Raw genomic sequence first — 16,059 nt, forward strand, 5'->3', positions numbered from 1 at the left:
TGCACACGGCATCGCACGCAACGGGAGGAAACGCACCACCATGAAGGTCAAGTCGCTGGGAACCGCGGCCACTTCGATAGCTCTCCTCGCCACGGCCCTGACCGGCACCGTGGCCACCGCAGGCACCGCCGCCGCGGCCCCGCCGAAGGACTGCAGCAAGGCGATCGTGAACGTCAAGGCCAAGGAGACCGTCAAGGTCCGCACCGCGCCGAAGACCTCCGCCACGGCCCTCGGCATCTGGGGCAAGGGCAAGCGCGGCGCCATCTGCAACGACGGCAAGGCCTACAAGGGCGGCTCGTACAAGGCCTGCGGCAAGAAGAGCAACCTGTGGTACTACGGCGGCGACAAGGTCAACGGCTGGGTCCCGAAGACCTGCATCAACTGGTGATCACCGGCGCGGCCGGCTGAAGGAGGGGCGGACGGCAGCGGCCGTCCGCCCCGTCCGCTCACTCCACGGTCACCGACTTGGCCAGGTTCCTCGGCTGGTCCACCTCGTTGCCGCGCGCCGTCGCCAGCTCACACGCGAACACCTGCAACGGCACCGTGGCCACCAGCGGCTGCAGCAGGGTCGGCGTGACCGGGATCCGGATCAGATGGTCCGCGTAGGGCGCGACCGCCTCGTCGCCCTCCTCGGCGATGACGATCGTCCGGGCACCGCGCGCCCTGATCTCCTGGATGTTCGACACGATCTTGTCGTGCAGCACCGACCGCCCGCGCGGCGACGGCACCACCACGACGACCGGCAGGTCCTCCTCGATCAGCGCGATCGGCCCGTGCTTCAGCTCGCCCGCCGCGAACCCCTCGGCGTGCATGTAGGCGAGTTCCTTCAGCTTGAGGGCGCCTTCCAGGGCCACCGGGTAGCCGACGTGCCGGCCCAGGAACAGCACCGTGTCCTTCGAGGCCAGCGTGCGCGCCAGCTCCCGCACCGGCTCCATCGTCCCCAGCACCCGCTCCACCGCACCGGAGATCGACGACAGGTCCCGGATCACCGCCCGGATCTCGTCGCCCCACTTGGTGCCCCGGACCTGGCCGAGGTACAGGGCGACCAGGTAGCAGGCGACGAGCTGCGTCAGGAACGCCTTCGTGGAGGCCACGGCGACCTCCGGACCGGCGTGCGTGTACAGCACCGCGTCGGACTCGCGGGGGATCGTCGAGCCGTTGGTGTTGCAGATCGCCAGCACCTTGGAGCCCTGCTCGCGGGCGTGCCGCAGGGCCATCAGCGTGTCCATGGTCTCGCCGGACTGCGAGATGGCGATCACCAGCGTCTGCGCGTCCAGGATCGGGTCCCGGTAGCGGAACTCGCTGGCCAGCTCCACCTCGCACGGGACGCGCGTCCAGTGCTCGATGGCGTACTTGGCGATCATCCCGGCGTGGAAGGCCGTGCCGCACGCCACGATGACGACCTTGTCGATCTCGCGCAGCACCCGCGGCGGGATCCGCACCTCGTCCAGGGTCAGCGATCCGGAGCCGTCGATCCGGCCCAGCAGGGTGTCGGCGACCGCCTTGGGCTGCTCGGCGATCTCCTTGAGCATGAAGTAGTCGTAGCCGCCCTTCTCGGCGGCCGAGGCGTCCCAGTCCACGTGGTAGGAGCGCACGTCGGCCGGACGGCCGTCGAAGCCCGTCACCACGACGCCGTCCCGGCGCAGCTCCACCACCTGGTCCTGCCCCAGCTCGATCGCGTTGCGCGTGTGGGTGATGAACGCGGCGACGTCCGAGGCGAGGAAGGCCTCGCCCTCGCCGACCCCCACCACCAGGGGCGAGTTCCGCCGGGCGCCGACCACCACGTCGGGCTCGTCGGCGTGCACCGCGACCAGCGTGAACGCGCCCTCCAGCCGCCGGCACACCAGCCGCATCGCCTCGGCGAGGTCCGCGCAGGAGGAGAACTCCTCGGCGAGCAGATGCGCCACGACCTCGGTGTCCGTCTCGGAGGACAGCGCGTGGCCGCGCTCCTGGAGCTCGGCCCGCAGCGCCGCGAAGTTCTCGATGATGCCGTTGTGGACGACCGCGACCCGGCCCGCGTTGTCGATGTGCGGGTGGGCGTTGGCGTCGGTCGGTCCGCCGTGGGTGGCCCACCGGGTGTGGCCGATGCCCGTCGTGCCCGTCGGCAGCGGCCTGCCGTCCAGTTCCTTCTCCAGGTTGAGGAGCTTGCCGGCCTTCTTGGCCGTCGCGAGCCCGCCGTCGGCCAGGACGGCGACGCCCGCCGAGTCGTAGCCCCGGTACTCCAGCCGCTTCAGCCCGGCCGTCACGACCTCGAGCGCCGACTGCGGCCCCACGTATCCCACGATTCCACACATGGGCGGCAGCTTAGGGTCGATCTCCGCGCCGAACGGGCCGTTGCGTGCCCGAAATCGGAAATTCCCGCCGGGGTACGAACGGCTCGGCCCCCGTGACGCACGCCACAGCCGTTCCTCCCGTTGGCCTGATTCCTCCCCCGCTGTGCGGCGTGAAGCACCCGCGTGACGGATCCCACCTCACCGTCCGTTCGTACGCCCGTAACAATGGACTGTGATCTCCCCGGTCTCCTCGATGCCCCGGAGCGCCCACCGGCCCCGCCCGGAGGCGACTCCCTACGTCGACCTCACCCGAGCCGAATGGAGCGCGCTGCGTGACAAGACGCCGCTGCCCCTGACGGCCGAGGAGGTCGAGAAGCTGCGCGGTCTCGGCGACGTGATCGACCTGGACGAGGTACGGGACATCTACCTCCCGCTGTCCCGGCTCCTCAACCTCTACGTCGGCGCCACGGACGGCCTGAGAGGGGCGCTCAACACGTTCCTCGGCGAGCAGGGCTCCCAGTCCGGCACCCCGTTCGTCATAGGGGTCGCCGGCTCGGTCGCCGTCGGCAAGTCGACGGTCGCCCGCCTGCTGCAGGCCCTGCTCTCCCGCTGGCCCGAGCACCCGCGCGTCGAGCTGGTCACCACCGACGGCTTCCTGCTGCCCACCCGGGAACTGCAGGCCCGCGGCCTGATGTCCCGCAAGGGCTTCCCCGAGTCCTACGACCGCCGCGCCCTGACCCGTTTCGTCGCCGACATCAAGGCCGGCAAGGACGAGGTCACGGCCCCGGTCTACTCCCACCTCATCTACGACATCGTCCCCGACCAGCGCCTGACGGTCCGCCGCCCGGACATCCTGATCGTCGAGGGCCTGAACGTGCTGCAGCCCGCCCTGCCCGGCAAGGACGGCCGCACCCGGGTCGGCCTCGCCGACTACTTCGACTTCAGCGTCTACGTCGACGCCCGCGTCGAGGACATCGAGCACTGGTACCTCAACCGCTTCCGCAAGCTGCGCGAGACCGCCTTCCAGAACCCGTCCTCGTACTTCCGCAAGTACACCCAGGTCTCCGAGGAGGAGGCCCTCGACTACGCGCGCACCATGTGGCGCACGATCAACCGGCCGAACCTCGTCGAGAACATCGCCCCCACCCGCGGCCGCGCCACCCTCGTCCTGCGCAAGGGCCCGGACCACAAGGTGCAGCGCCTGAGCCTGCGCAAGCTGTGACCGTTACGCTGCCGCCATGCTGCATCTGCGCCTGATCACGCCGTCCGAGAAGACCGGTGACGTGGTCCGTCTGATCGAGGGGACGGTCGGCACCACGCACCTCGTCGTGCTGCCGGGCGCGGCCCGTGACCCCGCCGGCGACGTCGTGATGTGCGACGTGGCCCGGGAGGCGGGTGACGAACTCCTCGACCGCCTGCGGGAACTGGAACTGGAGGAGTGCGGCTCGATCTCCGTGGAGAACATCGACCTGTCGATGTCGAAGCGGGCCGACGAGGCGGAGGCCGAGGCGCCGGGCGAGGGCGCGGACGCGGTGCTGTGGGAGCACCTGACCGACGCCACGCACGAGGAGTCGACGCTGTCGGTCACCTACCTGGCGTTTCTCACCCTGGCCACCATGATCGCGGCCTGCGGCGTGGTGCTGGACAACGCCATCCTGATCGTGGGCGCGATGGCGGTGGGCCCGGAGTTCGGCCCGCTCGCGGGCATCTGCACGGCGGTGGTGCAGCGCGCGCCCCGCCTGGCGCTGCGCTCGCTGACCGCCCTGCTGGTGGGTTTCGCCGTGGCGATGGTGGTGACGGTCGGCTTCAGCCACTTCATGGACGCGGTGGACCTGTTCAGCGAGGAGAAGCTGGAGAGCGACCGCCCCAACACCGGTTTCGTCTACGCCCCCGACTGGTTCTCCTTCGTCGTGGCGGTCCTCGCCGGCGCCGCGGGCACGCTCTCGCTGACCTCCGCCAAGTCCGGCGCCCTGGTCGGCGTCGCGATCTCGGTGACCACGGTCCCGGCCGCCGCCAACGCGGCGGTGGCCCTCAGCTACGGCGACATGAAGCAGACCTTGGGTTCGACGGAACAGCTCCTGCTCAACCTGCTGGGCATCATCCTGGCCGGCACCCTCACCCTGCTGACCCAGAAGTGGCTCTGGCGACGCCAGCGGCAACGGCAGCGCGCCTAGGGGCTGTCCCGCAAAGACCGCGGGTAGGCACCCTGAGCCTCGCGGCCATCCAGCGTCACGGCATGCCCGCGCCGTGACGCCCCGGCTCCACACTGCGGACGGGCTACGTCATCAACTCGATATGCGGATGCTCGGGCTCCGCCGGGCAGACGAACAGGTGCTGCCGGTAACCGCTGCCTATCTGGACCCCGGTCGCGTTGTAGCCGCGGTGGCCGGGGTACGGTCCAGCACCTGGGTGGGGGTGCGGAGACCAGCTGTTCCCGGCGTCGTCCCCTTCCTCGAACGTGGCGACGGTCATCAGGACCTCCATGCCGGTGCCGCACTCGGAGCAGGGCAGAGGGCTGGGGTCGGTGGAGTTCCAAGCGGGCCAGCCGCCGACCTTCCAGCCGGGTGCGTTGGACAACACACAGTCGTAGTACGTGACCGGGTCCATGTCTTCCTCTGCCGCCTGCGGCACACTCCATCGCTTGAGCTGCTCCCGCAGTTCTTCGCTCAGCTCCAGATGGTCTGGGTACTCGGTGATCTGCTCCGGTTCGAGCACGCACGGATCCGGCAGATAGCCGTCGAACTGCACTGCGGGCGGCTCGGGGGGCGTGTCGAGAATGTCGGTGACGGCGGCCGCCGAACGCCAGAAGAGCAGGGTCCTGGGCATGATCGGATGATCGAAAGGGCACCACAGAACCTGCAGCAGGTCCTTGCCCTCCGGCGGGCTCAGATCGGGCACATCCCGTGCGTACAGTTGCGCGACGGGCAGCATCGCTATGGGGCCGTCGTACGACTGGACCGCCAGCCTCACCGGATACGTCCGAGGGGGCCGGATCCGCTCGAGAGTCTCCCGTTCTTCCGAAGTCAGGTCCCGGCCGTGCGAGGCGGCGAAGATCCTTCGTTCCAGCCGCAGATCCGCCGGGGACAGGGCTGGGTTGATGCCATCCACCACATGCGGTTCCTCGCAATGCGGCCACGGCTCCCCGGCGGGCCACAGCAGCGGCCCGCCGATCGAGCTGTCGTGCCACGTCGGCGCCCCAGGGCGGGGGTGCAGACGGGTCGCCGTGCGGGCCAGCGGAGCCAGTTGAGGAAAGACCGCGGCAACGTCGATCGGCCGTGGCGGAGTGACAGGGTTGACATTCATGGCCGCGATCTTGCCAATCGCCTCTGACAACGACCCTCGTGGCCGCCCCACGAAGAACTCCGGCACGGGCGCCGCCCGGGAGAGCGCTGCCGTCGATCCGTCGTCGGCAGATGGCCCGCGAGCAGGTCCACGATCGCCGCCATGTACCACCTGAACAGGGACGACCTCGACGCGTCCGTTCCGTCCGGACCGCCGACACAGTTCTGCTGGTCACGGCACATTGGCGCACCAATCCGGGCCGCTACGCCCGAGGCGAATGCAGGATCTTCAACGGGACAACCCTCAGGGGCGCGGGGAACTGCGCGCAAGGCCACGGACAACCCGCGGCCCGCACGCCACGATCCCCCACCCCGCACCCGGAGACCCGACTACCCCAGCGCCGTCTTCACCACATCGGCCAGCCGCCCCGCCACCGACCGAGCCTGCTCGATGTCCGCCGCCTCGACCATGACCCGCACCAGCGGCTCGGTCCCCGAAGGCCGCAGCAGCACCCGCCCGGTCTCCCCGAGCTCCCGCTCCGCGTCCGTCACCGCCGCCGCCAGCTCCGCGGAGGTCTTCACCCGGGACCTGTCCACGTCGGGCACATTGACCAGCACCTGCGGCAGCCGCTCCATCACGGACGCCAGCTCCCGCAGCGGACGACCGCTCTGCGCGACCCGCGCCGCCAGCAGCAGCCCGGTCAGGGTGCCGTCACCCGTGGTCGCGTGGTCGAGGATGATCACGTGCCCGGACTGCTCGCCGCCGAGCGCGAACCCGTGCTCCTTCATCTCCTCCAGCACGTACCGGTCCCCGACCGCCGTCTGGACGAGCCGGATGCCCTCGCGCTCCATGGCGATCTTGAACCCGAGGTTCGACATCACGGTGGCCACGACCGTCTCGGACCGCAGCGTGGACTGCTCCCGCATGGCCAGGGCGAGCACGGCGAGGATCTGGTCGCCGTCCACCTCCTCGCCCGTGTGGTCCACGGCGAGGCACCGGTCGGCGTCGCCGTCGTGCGCGATGCCCAGGTCGGCCCCGTGCTCGACGACGGCGGCCTTGAGCTTGTCCAGGTGCGTCGAACCGCACCCGTCGTTGATGTTGAGCCCGTCCGGCTCGGCGCCGATCGTGACGACCTCGGCACCGGCCCGCTGGAACGCCTCGGGCGAGACCCGGGCGGCGGCGCCGTGCGCCTCGTCCAGGACGACCTTCAGCCCGTCGAGCCGGTTCGGCAGGACACCCAGCAGATGCTCGACGTACCGGTCGAAGCCCTCGTCGTAGTCCCGCACGCGGCCCACGCCGGCGCCGGTCGGCCGGTCCCACGGGGCGCCGGTGCGGTGCTCCTCGTAGACGGACTCGATCCGGTCCTCCAGCTCGTCGGCGAGCTTGTGGCCGCCGCGCGCGAAGAACTTGATGCCGTTGTCGGGCATGGCGTTGTGGCTCGCGGAGAGCATCACACCGAGGTCCGCGCCGAGCGACCCGGTCAGGAACGCCACCGCGGGCGTCGGCAGCACACCGACCCGCAGGACGTCCACGCCGGCGCTGGCGAGACCCGCGACCACGGCGGCTTCCAGGAACTCCCCGGAGGCCCGGGGGTCACGACCGACGACCGCGGTCGGCCGGTGCCCCTCGAAGGTTCCCGCCTCGGCCAGTACGTGCGCCGCGGCCACGGAGAGGCCCAGGGCCATCTCCGCCGTGAGATCCGCGTTGGCGACACCGCGCACGCCGTCCGTGCCGAAGAGTCGTCCCACTGTGGTGTCCTCCGAATTACTGAAGAGAGTGCGGCTCACTCCCCGCGTGCCCGCCCCTGAGACTGTCCGGGGGCGGGAGGGGTGGTGTAAACGAACCGCCCCGGCAGCACAGTCCGTGCCGCCGGGGCGATCGTTGCGAAGCCAGTCGCAAGGACGGGCGACGCGATTAGCGCTTGCTGTACTGCGGCGCCTTGCGGGCCTTCTTCAGACCGGCCTTCTTGCGCTCGACCGCACGGTCGTCGCGGCGGAGGAAGCCGGCCTTCTTCAGCGGGCCGCGGTTGTTGTCGACGTCGGCCTCGTTCAGCGCGCGGGCGACACCGAGACGGAGCGCACCGGCCTGACCGGAGACACCGCCACCGGCGATGCGGGCGATGACGTCGTAACGGCCCTCGAGCTCCAGAACCTTGAAGGGCTCGTTGACTTCCTGCTGGTGCACCTTGTTCGGGAAGTAGTCCTCGAGGGTGCGACCGTTGATCTTCCACTTGCCGGTGCCCGGGACGATCCGGACGCGGGCGATGGCGTTCTTGCGACGGCCCAGGCCGGCGGCCGGCTGGGGCTCGCCGAAGCGGGACGCCATGGACTCCGAGGTGTACTCACCCTCGACGGGGACCTCGGACTCGGTGGTGTAGCTGTCGATGTCAAGCTCTTCGAGCGGCTGCTCGGCAGTGGTCTCGGCCACGATTCTCCTCAGATTCTCTTCAGTCTTAGGGGGTGGCCGGACTTACTGCGCGACCTGGGTGATCTCGTACGGCTGCGGCTGCTGCGCGCCGTGCGGGTGCTGGTCACCCTTGTAGACCTTCAGCTTCGAGAGCATCTGACGGCCCAGAGTGTTCTTGGGGAGCATGCCCTTGACGGCCTTCTCGATGGCCTTCTCGGGGTTCTTGTCGAGCAGCTCGTCGTAACGGACGGAGCGCAGACCACCCGGGTAGCCGGAGTGGCGGTACGCCATCTTCTGGGTGCGCTTGTTGCCGGAGAGGTGCACCTTGTCGGCGTTGATGATGATGACGAAGTCACCAGCGTCGACGTGCGGCGCGTAGATCGGCTTGTGCTTGCCCCGGAGAAGGGTCGCTGCGGTGGAGGCGAGACGGCCCAGGACGACGTCCTGAGCGTCAATGACGTGCCACTGGCGCGTCACATCGCCGGGCTTGGGGCTGTACGTACGCACGGTTCGTAGCCTTCGCTTCGAGTGAATGGTCCTGAACAGGTCACCGAAACGATCACGACAGCCTTGACCGCACTGCGGTGACGCAAACCGCGTGCTGGTCGCTGGTCATCGGCCCGGTGGACCGGTGTAAGGGCCCGTCCCGTGAGAATGAGCAAGCCAATACACAACGAACAAGCAGAATACCGGGGTGTTCGACAAGGGTCAAAACGCGGGATCACCGGCCCTGGGCGCTCCGCTGCGCGCACAGCGCGGCACACAGAGTCACCGCCCTGCGCAGCGTCCGCCGCCGCACCGGCCGGGCGTACGGGAACACCGCCGAGAGCGCCACCTCGGTCACCACCCCGGCGCACCAGCGCGCCGGGGAGACGCCGCCGCGCGCCCGGCGGCAGGCCCGCACCGCCCCCACCACGACGGACGGCCAGACCCCGAGTGCCGCGGCCGGCCCCACCGACAGGCAGGCCAGCAGCACCACGGCCGGCAGCAGTCGTCCCAACCACCCGAAGATGCCGCCTTTGCCCGTGCGCATGGGAGGAACGCTAGGGGCTGCGGACCCCGCCGGGGCGGACCAGCACGCCCCATGTCCCGTCTAAGATGCGCCCCATGAGCTATGGGCAGGGGGGACCTCAGTCCCAGTGGGATCCCTGGAAACCGCAGTCGCAGCAGCCCTGGAACAGCGGGAGCGGCCAGTCCCCGGACTGGGCGGCGCTCGCTGAGGCCTCCGAGGCCCGCAACAAGCGACGCCGGCTGCTGCTCGTGGGCGGCGGCGCGCTCGCCACGGTCGCGATCGGCACCGCCGTGGCGGTGGCCGTGGTCTCGGCCAACGGCGACGGCCGGACGAACAGCCCGGCCTCGCTGCCCTCGGCTGACCTCCCCAGCGGCACGGCCTCGGCCCCGTCGTTCGCGCCGACCAGCGCTCCTCCCCCGCTGGACCCGAAGGACTTCGTCTCCAGCGCGCGGAAGGACAAGGCCCCGCTCAGCCCGGAGACGCTCTTCCCGGGCACCCAGCTGACGATGGGCGACACGGTCTACAAGAAGGGCCCGACCGCCGACACGAGGAGCTGCGCCTCGGCCGCCGGCGGCACCCTGCGCAAGGTCCTCACCGCCAACGACTGCACGCGTCTGATACGTGTGACGTACGTCAAGGACGGCATCGCGGTCACCATGGGCGTGGCGGTCTTCGACACCGAGGCCCAGGCGCTCAAGGCCAAGAGCCAGACCGACAGGAAGAGCTTCGTGAAGTCGCTCTCCGGCGGCGGCGTGAAGGGCTTCTGCGAGTCCGCCGTCTGCAACACCACGAGCAACTCCTACGGCCGCTACGCCTACTTCGCCAACGCGGGCTTCACCAGCGGCAAGGACGTCACCACCAAGGACACCGAGGTGTTCCGCACCAGCGGCGACCTCCAGCAGTTCACGTTCAACCAGATCCGCCGCCGCGGCGAGGCCCAGGCCTCGGCCGCGGCGAACGAGTGACCGGCGCTCAGCAGCACCCGGCCGACGGCAGCGACCGCTTGTTCCGCGCCTCCCTGCTGCGCGCGGCGAGCAACTCGTCGGCCGGATAGCCGACTTCCTCCAGCGTCAGCCCGTGCGGCCGGACGACGTGCACGGCCGAGTCGCGCACCCCGGCCGCCAGCACCTTCGCGGGCCAGTCCGGCGGCCGGTGCCCGTCGCCCACGAACAGCAGCGCCCCGATGAGCGAGCGCACCATGTTGTGGCAGAAGGCGTCGGCCCGCACGGTCGCCGTGATGATGCCGTCGTCGCCGCGCACCAGGCTCAGCTCCTGCAGCGTGCGGATGGTGGTGGCCCCTTCCCGCTTCTTGCAGTAAGCGGCGAAGTCGTGCTCGCCCAGCAGCCCGCGGGCGGCCTCGTTCATGGCGTCGACGTCGAGCGGCCAGTCGTGCCACAGCACGTGGTTGCGCAGCAGCGGGTCGACGCCGCCGGGGTTGTCGGTGACCCGGTAGGCGTACCGCCGCCACACCGCCGAGAAACGGGCGTCGAACCCGCTGGGCGCCTCCCTGAGGGCCCAGACCCGTACGTCCCGGGGCAGCCGCCCGGCGAGCCGCTTGAGCAGCTTCTGGTGGTGCTCACGCCAGACGTCCTCCGGCAGGTCGACGTGGGCGACCTGCCCCCGGGCGTGCACCCCGGCGTCGGTCCGCCCGGCCACCGTCAGCTCGTACACGGTGTCCCCGGACCGCGTCACGGTCCGCAGGGCGTCCTCGATCTCCCCCTGCACGGTCCGCCGCCCCCCGGCCTGCTTGGCCCACCCGGAGAACTCGGTCCCGTCGTACGACAGGTCGAGCCGTACCCGGACGTGGCCCGGTGCTGCTTCCTCACTCACCCCTGGATCCTCTCACCCACACAAAGACGGGCCCGCCCCCTCGAAAGGGAACGGACCCGCCGATGACGCCCTTCAGGGGCGCGGGGAACTGCGCGCACAACCACGGCGAACCGCGAGCCGCCGGCCGTCAGCCCCCGGCAGACGCTTACGCGTCCTTGGACTCCTCGGTGTCCTCGGCCTTGGTCGTGTCGACCTGGGCCTCGGCAGCCTCGGCGTCCTTCGCGGCGCGCTTGGTCGCGGCCTCGGCCTCGCCGGTCGCCTCCTGCGCCACCGTCAGCGCCTCCACCAGCTCGATGACGGCCATGGGCGCGTTGTCGCCACGGCGGTTACCGATCTTGGTGATGCGGGTGTAGCCACCCGGACGGTTCTCGTAGCGCGGGCCGATCTCGGTGAAGAGCGTGTGGACGATGCTCTTGTCCGTGATGACCTGGAGCACCTGACGGCGGTTGTGAAGGTCGCCCTTCTTCGCCTTGGTGACCAGACGCTCGGCGTAGGGGCGCAGCTTGCGCGCCTTCGCCTCGGTGGTGGTGATCCGACCGTGCTCGAACAGCGACTTCGCGAGGTTCGCGAGCATCAGCTTCTCGTGCGCGGCGCTGCCGCCCAGACGGGCACCCTTGGTGGGCTTCGGCATGGTGTTTCTCCTAGGTGTCTGCCCCGGCCGTATCAGGTACCGGGGTCAGTATCCGAGCAGGCGGTCGCCTGTCGGAGATCCGGGGGGCGCCCCGGAAGGGGCGCGGGGAACTGCGCGATCGAGCACAGCGCACCCGCACCCGGGTACGGACCGGAAGGCCCGAGCTCTCAGTACTGCTCGGTCTCGACGAACCCGGCGTCCGCGTCGTCGTCCGCGCCGAAGGCGTCGGCGGCGGCGGTCGGGTCGAATCCGGGCGGGCTGTCCTTCAGGGCCAGGCCCATGCCGGCCAGCTTCGCCTTGACCTCGTCGATCGACTTCGCACCGAAGTTGCGGATGTCGAGCAGGTCCGCCTCGGACCGCGCGACGAGCTCACCCACGGAGTGGATGCCCTCACGCTTGAGGCAGTTGTACGACCGAACGGTGAGCTCCAGCTCCTCGATCGGCAGCGCCAGGTCGGCGGCGAGGGCGGCGTCCGTCGGGGACGGACCCATGTCGATGCCCTCGGCGTCGATGTTCAGCTCGCGGGCGAGACCGAACAGCTCGACCAGGGTCTTGCCCGCGGAGGCCATGGCGTCGCGCGGGCGCATCGCCTGCTTGGTCTCGACGTCGACGATCAGCTTGTCGAAGTCGGTCCGCTGCTCGACACGCGTGGCCTCGACCTTGTACGTGACCTTGAGCACCGGCGAGTAGATCGAGTCGACCGGGATGCGGCCGATCTCCTGGCCGACCTGCTTGTTCTGCACGGCGGAGACGTAACCGCGGCCGCGCTCGACCGTCAGCTCCATCTCCAGCTTGCCCTTGCCGTTGAGCGTGGCGAGGACGAGGTCGGGGTTGTGCACCTCGACACCGGCCGGGGGCGCGATGTCGGCGGCGGTGACCAGACCCGGGCCCTGCTTGCGCAGGTACATCACGACCGGCTCGTCGTGCTCCGAGGAGACGACCAGCTGCTTGATGTTGAGGATCAGGTCGGTGACGTCCTCCTTGACGCCCGGCACGGTGGTGAACTCGTGCAGCACGCCGTCGATGCGGATGGACGTGACCGCCGCACCCGGGATCGAGGACAGGAGGGTCCGGCGCAGGGAGTTGCCGAGGGTGTAGCCGAAGCCCGGCTCCAGCGGCTCGATCACGAACCGGGAGCGGAATTCGTCGACGACCTCTTCGGTCAACGAGGGACGCTGAGCGATCAGCATGTGTGGATCAGATCCTTCAGTCGTGGACGCCCGCTATTTGACGCCCGACGTGAACCGCCCCCGGCAAAGAAGAGGCGGGTACTGCAAGGGTACGGGCGATACGGCCCTTTTACGGAGCCGTACCGCCCGGAAACCGTGAACCCGAAGGCGTCGCGTCAGACGCGGCGGCGCTTCGGCGGACGGCAGCCGTTGTGCGGGGTCGGGGTGACGTCCTGGATGGAGCCGACCTCGAGGCCCGTGGCCTGCAGGGAGCGGATCGCGGTCTCACGACCGGAACCCGGGCCCTTCACGAACACGTCGACCTTGCGCATGCCGTGCTCCTGGGCGCGGCGGGCAGCCGACTCGGCGGCCATCTGCGCGGCGAACGGCGTGGACTTCCGGGAACCCTTGAAGCCGACGTGGCCGGCGGAGGCCCAGGAGATCACGTTGCCGGACGGGTCCGTGATCGAGACGATCGTGTTGTTGAACGTGCTCTTGATGTGCGCGTGGCCGTGAGCGACGTTCTTCTTTTCCTTGCGGCGCACCTTCTTGGCAGCGCCCTGACGACCCTTGGGGGGCATCTATAACTCCTACGGGAGGTGGTCGGTCCTACAGCGAAGACCGTGGACAGGCGTCCGCTGTGGACTACTTCTTGCCCGGCTTCTTCTTGCCGGCGATGGCGCGACGCGGGCCCTTGCGGGTACGCGCGTTGGTGCTGGTGCGCTGACCGCGGACGGGCAGGCCACGACGGTGACGCAGACCCTGGTAGGTACCGATCTCCACCTTGCGGCGGATGTCGGCCTGGATCTCACGACGGAGGTCACCCTCGGTCTTGATGTTGTTGTCGACGTACTCGCGGATCGCGACGAGCTGCTCCTCGGAGAGGTCGCGAACGCGGGTGTTCGGGTCGACGCCGGTGGCGGCCAGCGTCTGCTGCGAGAGGGTCCGGCCGATGCCGAACACGTAGGTGAGGGCGATCTCCACGCGCTTGTCGCGCGGGATGTCAACACCGGAAACGCGTGCCATTCAATGGCTCCAGTTACTTGACGGAGGTCTTCCGCAGAACCGACTCCCAGCCGCCGTACCAGGTACGAACTGGGTCCCCGGCCTCCGACCGGGGGTGTCAGGCGTGCCCGCCTGGGTTCTGCGTATGAACTATTCAGCTTGCGTCGCGCGAATCTCTGCGATGGATGCAGAGGGATCGGTCGTGCGTCAGCCCTGGCGCTGCTTGTGGCGCGGGTTCTCGCAGATGACCATGACCCGGCCGTGACGGCGGATCACCCTGCACTTGTCGCAGATCTTCTTGACGCTCGGCTTGACCTTCATGGGGTGAGGTTCTCCGGGTCAGTGCCGGCAGCCCGAACGCACGAGGCGCCGGGACACAGGCAAGATCTACTTGTAGCGGTAGACGATCCGGCCACGCGTCAGGTCGTACGGAGACAGCTCCACCACGACCCGGTCGTCAGGGAGGATACGGATGTAGTGCATCCGCATCTTTCCGCTGATGTGTGCCAGGACCTGGTGGCCGTTCTGGAGCTCGACCTTGAACATGGCGTTCGGAAGAGACTCGACGACAGTGCCCTCGATCTCGATGGCACCTTGCTTCTTGGCCACGCTTCGCCCTTCGAATCGACTACCTTGATCGACTCTGTGCGAGTGCATGCAGGCATGCGGGTACACAAGAGCCGACGAGTCAGTCTACGTCAGGCCCCTCGGAAACACGAATCGAGAGAGTCTGCCCCACCGGCCAGATCTTTACGCGCCCCGTCCGGGGCGCGGGGAACAGCGCGACCGGCCCCCGCCGGGGCGCGGTCCGGGAGAGGGCTCAGCCCAGCGGATCGGGCGCGGCCTCGATCCCCATCTCGGCGAGCTTGGCCTTGCCGCCGTCGGGGGACGTCAGCACCAGCGGACCCTGCTCGGTCAGCGCGACCGAGTGCTCCCAGTGCGACGACCACGTACCGTCCGTGGTGACGACCGTCCAGTCGTCCTCCAGGACCTCCGTCCTCGGCGTCCCCAGCGACACCATCGGCTCGATCGCGAGACAGAACCCGGGCACCAGCTTCGGGCCCTTGCCGCGCCGCCGGTCGACGTAGTTCAGCAGGTGCGGGTCCATGTGCATCTCGGTGCCGATGCCGTGGCCGCCGTAGTCCTCGATGATCCCGTACTTGCCGCCGCCCGGCTTGGGCTGGCGGCGGATGTACGTCTCGATCGCCCGGGAGATGTCGACCAGGCGGTTGCCCTGCTTCATGGCCGCGATGCCGGCCCACATCGACTCCTCGGTGACCCGGGAGAGCTCGATCAGCTCCGGGGCGTGACCCGAGCCCACGAAGGCCGTGAAGGCCGCGTCGCCGTGCCAGCCGTCGATCATCGCGCCGCAGTCGATGGAGATGACGTCCCCGTCCTTGAGGACGACGTCGTCGGAGGGGATGCCGTGGACGACGACCTCGTTCACCGAGGTGCAGATCGTCGCGGGGAAGCCGCCGTAGCCGAGGAAGTTCGGCTTGGCGTTGTGCTCGGCGAGGACCTTGCGCGCGACCTGGTCCAGATCCTTCGTCGTGGCCCCGGGCACGGCGGCCTCACGGGTCGCCGCGTGGATGGCGGCGACGACCAACCCTGCCTCACGCATCTTGGCGATCTGCTCGGGGGTCTTGATCTGCACCATCTGGGCTGCCGCCTTCTGCCGCGGGTTTACGTTGATCCCCTCCACGATACGCGGCCGCGCGAGCCGCGGCCGGGGGGACGGCCACCTGGGACGGTCACCGGGGTGTTGGTCACACCTGCACCCTCAGTGACAAAAGTCGTTGACGGACCCAACGAGCCCCTCTAGCCTCGCAGTTGCCGCCCGACGATCTCTGGCGGCAGCACTCAACTTCATACATTCCGGACCGGCTGCCCGGTCCCGAAAACGGGGGTACGAATGATCAAGACAGCTCTGTCCCGCCTTGCCGCGGCCGGTGCCGCCGCCACGCTCATCGGCTTCGCCGCAGCGTCGCCCGCCATGGCCGCCGACGAGGGACCCCTCTGGTACGGCAACCGCGGCACGGTGACGTTCAACGACGACGGTGACGACATCACCGTCTGCGACAAGCTGGCCGACGGCTACGGCGTCACGGGGTACCTGGAGCGACTCAACAGCACGGGCACCGGCCTGGTGTGGGTCATCAAGGAAGAGGACGGCGGAGACGAAGGCTGCGACCGGTCCGACAACGGCTACGACATGATCGGCAACATCTCGCACGGTCTGGCCATCTGCTGGAACGGCAGCGGCTCCTGCGTCCGCTCGAACTGGTACTTCGACGAGTAAGCCGGTTCGGCACGGCACACCGCACATCCGCTCAGAAGCTCCGGCCGGGGGGGGGGGGGGGGGGGGGGGGGGGGGCCCCCCCGGGGGGGGGGGGGGGGGGCGGGCCCGGGGGGGCCCCCCCGAGCGCGCGGGGGGGGGGGGGCCGCGGGCCC

Annotated in this window: 19 protein-coding genes; 5 read left to right on the forward strand and 14 right to left on the reverse strand. The window is 69.6% G+C overall.

Going from position 1 to position 16,059, the window contains the following annotated elements:
• The first annotated feature begins 40 nt into the window (after positions 1-40).
• Positions 41-388, forward strand: coding sequence for a hypothetical protein (locus ACF07N_RS10190; RefSeq protein WP_383335003.1), 348 nt, complete (start codon positions 41-43; stop codon positions 386-388).
• Positions 389-446: 58 nt separating this feature from the next.
• Here ACF07N_RS10190 and glmS read toward each other — a convergent pair whose 3' ends face one another.
• A complete protein-coding gene (gene glmS / locus ACF07N_RS10195) occupies positions 447-2,294 on the reverse strand; it encodes a glutamine--fructose-6-phosphate transaminase (isomerizing) (protein ID WP_392110551.1) in 1,848 nt (615 codons plus the stop codon).
• Positions 2,295-2,526: 232 nt separating this feature from the next.
• Between glmS and coaA the strand changes: the two genes are divergently transcribed.
• Both coaA and ACF07N_RS10205 read left to right on the forward strand, forming a co-directional pair.
• Positions 2,527-3,495 carry a type I pantothenate kinase gene (gene coaA / locus ACF07N_RS10200; RefSeq protein ID WP_392111124.1) on the forward strand — a complete coding sequence of 323 codons (969 nt, stop codon included), beginning with the start codon at positions 2,527-2,529 and terminating at the stop codon, positions 3,493-3,495.
• Positions 3,496-3,511: 16 nt separating this feature from the next.
• Entirely contained in the window at positions 3,512-4,447 is a 936-nt protein-coding gene (locus tag ACF07N_RS10205; RefSeq protein WP_392110554.1) for a DUF389 domain-containing protein, read from the forward strand.
• Positions 4,448-4,550: 103 nt separating this feature from the next.
• Here the strand turns inward: ACF07N_RS10205 and ACF07N_RS10210 are convergent, their stop codons facing one another.
• The 5 genes from ACF07N_RS10210 to ACF07N_RS10230 form a co-directional block, all read right to left on the reverse strand.
• Positions 4,551-5,576, reverse strand: a complete 1,026-nt coding sequence (locus ACF07N_RS10210) for a hypothetical protein (RefSeq protein WP_392110557.1) — start codon at positions 5,574-5,576, stop codon at positions 4,551-4,553.
• A 368-nt stretch (positions 5,577-5,944) separates the two neighbouring features.
• Complete coding sequence (glmM, locus tag ACF07N_RS10215; RefSeq protein ID WP_392110560.1) at positions 5,945-7,303, reverse strand: phosphoglucosamine mutase; 1,359 nt, start codon at positions 7,301-7,303, stop codon at positions 5,945-5,947.
• Positions 7,304-7,469: 166 nt separating this feature from the next.
• Positions 7,470-7,982 (reverse strand): 30S ribosomal protein S9, encoded by a 513-nt coding sequence (gene rpsI / locus ACF07N_RS10220; protein WP_019526966.1) that lies wholly within the window; start codon positions 7,980-7,982, stop codon positions 7,470-7,472.
• A 42-nt stretch (positions 7,983-8,024) separates the two neighbouring features.
• A complete protein-coding gene (gene rplM, locus ACF07N_RS10225) occupies positions 8,025-8,468 on the reverse strand; it encodes a 50S ribosomal protein L13 (RefSeq protein ID WP_019754543.1) in 444 nt (147 codons plus the stop codon).
• Positions 8,469-8,682: 214 nt separating this feature from the next.
• Positions 8,683-8,994, reverse strand: coding sequence for a hypothetical protein (locus ACF07N_RS10230; protein ID WP_392110564.1), 312 nt, complete (start codon positions 8,992-8,994; stop codon positions 8,683-8,685).
• A gap of 74 nt (positions 8,995-9,068) precedes the next feature.
• Here ACF07N_RS10230 and ACF07N_RS10235 point away from each other — a divergent pair, with 74 nt between their 5' ends.
• Positions 9,069-9,938 carry a hypothetical protein gene (locus ACF07N_RS10235; RefSeq protein WP_383336938.1) on the forward strand — a complete coding sequence of 290 codons (870 nt, stop codon included), beginning with the start codon at positions 9,069-9,071 and terminating at the stop codon, positions 9,936-9,938.
• Between the two features lie 7 nt (positions 9,939-9,945).
• Here the strand turns inward: ACF07N_RS10235 and truA are convergent, their stop codons facing one another.
• The 8 genes from truA to map form a co-directional block, all read right to left on the reverse strand.
• Positions 9,946-10,803 (reverse strand): tRNA pseudouridine(38-40) synthase TruA, encoded by an 858-nt coding sequence (gene truA / locus ACF07N_RS10240; protein ID WP_392110567.1) that lies wholly within the window; start codon positions 10,801-10,803, stop codon positions 9,946-9,948.
• A gap of 145 nt (positions 10,804-10,948) precedes the next feature.
• Complete coding sequence (gene rplQ, locus ACF07N_RS10245) at positions 10,949-11,434, reverse strand: 50S ribosomal protein L17 (protein ID WP_311680321.1); 486 nt, start codon at positions 11,432-11,434, stop codon at positions 10,949-10,951.
• Between the two features lie 167 nt (positions 11,435-11,601).
• Positions 11,602-12,624 (reverse strand): DNA-directed RNA polymerase subunit alpha, encoded by a 1,023-nt coding sequence (locus ACF07N_RS10250; protein ID WP_003966937.1) that lies wholly within the window; start codon positions 12,622-12,624, stop codon positions 11,602-11,604.
• A gap of 155 nt (positions 12,625-12,779) precedes the next feature.
• The gene (rpsK, locus tag ACF07N_RS10255) at positions 12,780-13,184 is read right to left on the reverse strand and encodes a 30S ribosomal protein S11 (protein WP_003956432.1); all 405 of its coding nucleotides are present in this window, start codon (positions 13,182-13,184) and stop codon (positions 12,780-12,782) included.
• Positions 13,185-13,248: 64 nt separating this feature from the next.
• Positions 13,249-13,629 (reverse strand): 30S ribosomal protein S13, encoded by a 381-nt coding sequence (gene rpsM / locus ACF07N_RS10260; RefSeq protein ID WP_010036675.1) that lies wholly within the window; start codon positions 13,627-13,629, stop codon positions 13,249-13,251.
• A 186-nt stretch (positions 13,630-13,815) separates the two neighbouring features.
• The gene (rpmJ, locus tag ACF07N_RS10265; RefSeq protein ID WP_003998809.1) at positions 13,816-13,929 is read right to left on the reverse strand and encodes a 50S ribosomal protein L36; all 114 of its coding nucleotides are present in this window, start codon (positions 13,927-13,929) and stop codon (positions 13,816-13,818) included.
• A 66-nt stretch (positions 13,930-13,995) separates the two neighbouring features.
• Positions 13,996-14,217 (reverse strand): translation initiation factor IF-1, encoded by a 222-nt coding sequence (gene infA / locus ACF07N_RS10270; protein WP_003948620.1) that lies wholly within the window; start codon positions 14,215-14,217, stop codon positions 13,996-13,998.
• A gap of 211 nt (positions 14,218-14,428) precedes the next feature.
• Positions 14,429-15,265 carry a type I methionyl aminopeptidase gene (gene map / locus ACF07N_RS10275; RefSeq protein ID WP_392110572.1) on the reverse strand — a complete coding sequence of 279 codons (837 nt, stop codon included), beginning with the start codon at positions 15,263-15,265 and terminating at the stop codon, positions 14,429-14,431.
• Between the two features lie 255 nt (positions 15,266-15,520).
• On the opposite strand from map, the gene ACF07N_RS10280 reads away from it, so the two are divergent.
• On the forward strand, positions 15,521-15,907 hold the full coding sequence (locus tag ACF07N_RS10280) for a hypothetical protein (protein WP_383334986.1): 387 nt from the start codon (positions 15,521-15,523) through the stop codon (positions 15,905-15,907).
• Positions 15,908-16,059: the final 152 nt, after the last annotated feature.

This window comes from Streptomyces sp. NPDC015242 (assembly GCF_043079125.1).
Taxonomy (GTDB): Bacteria; Actinomycetota; Actinomycetes; order Streptomycetales; family Streptomycetaceae; genus Streptomyces.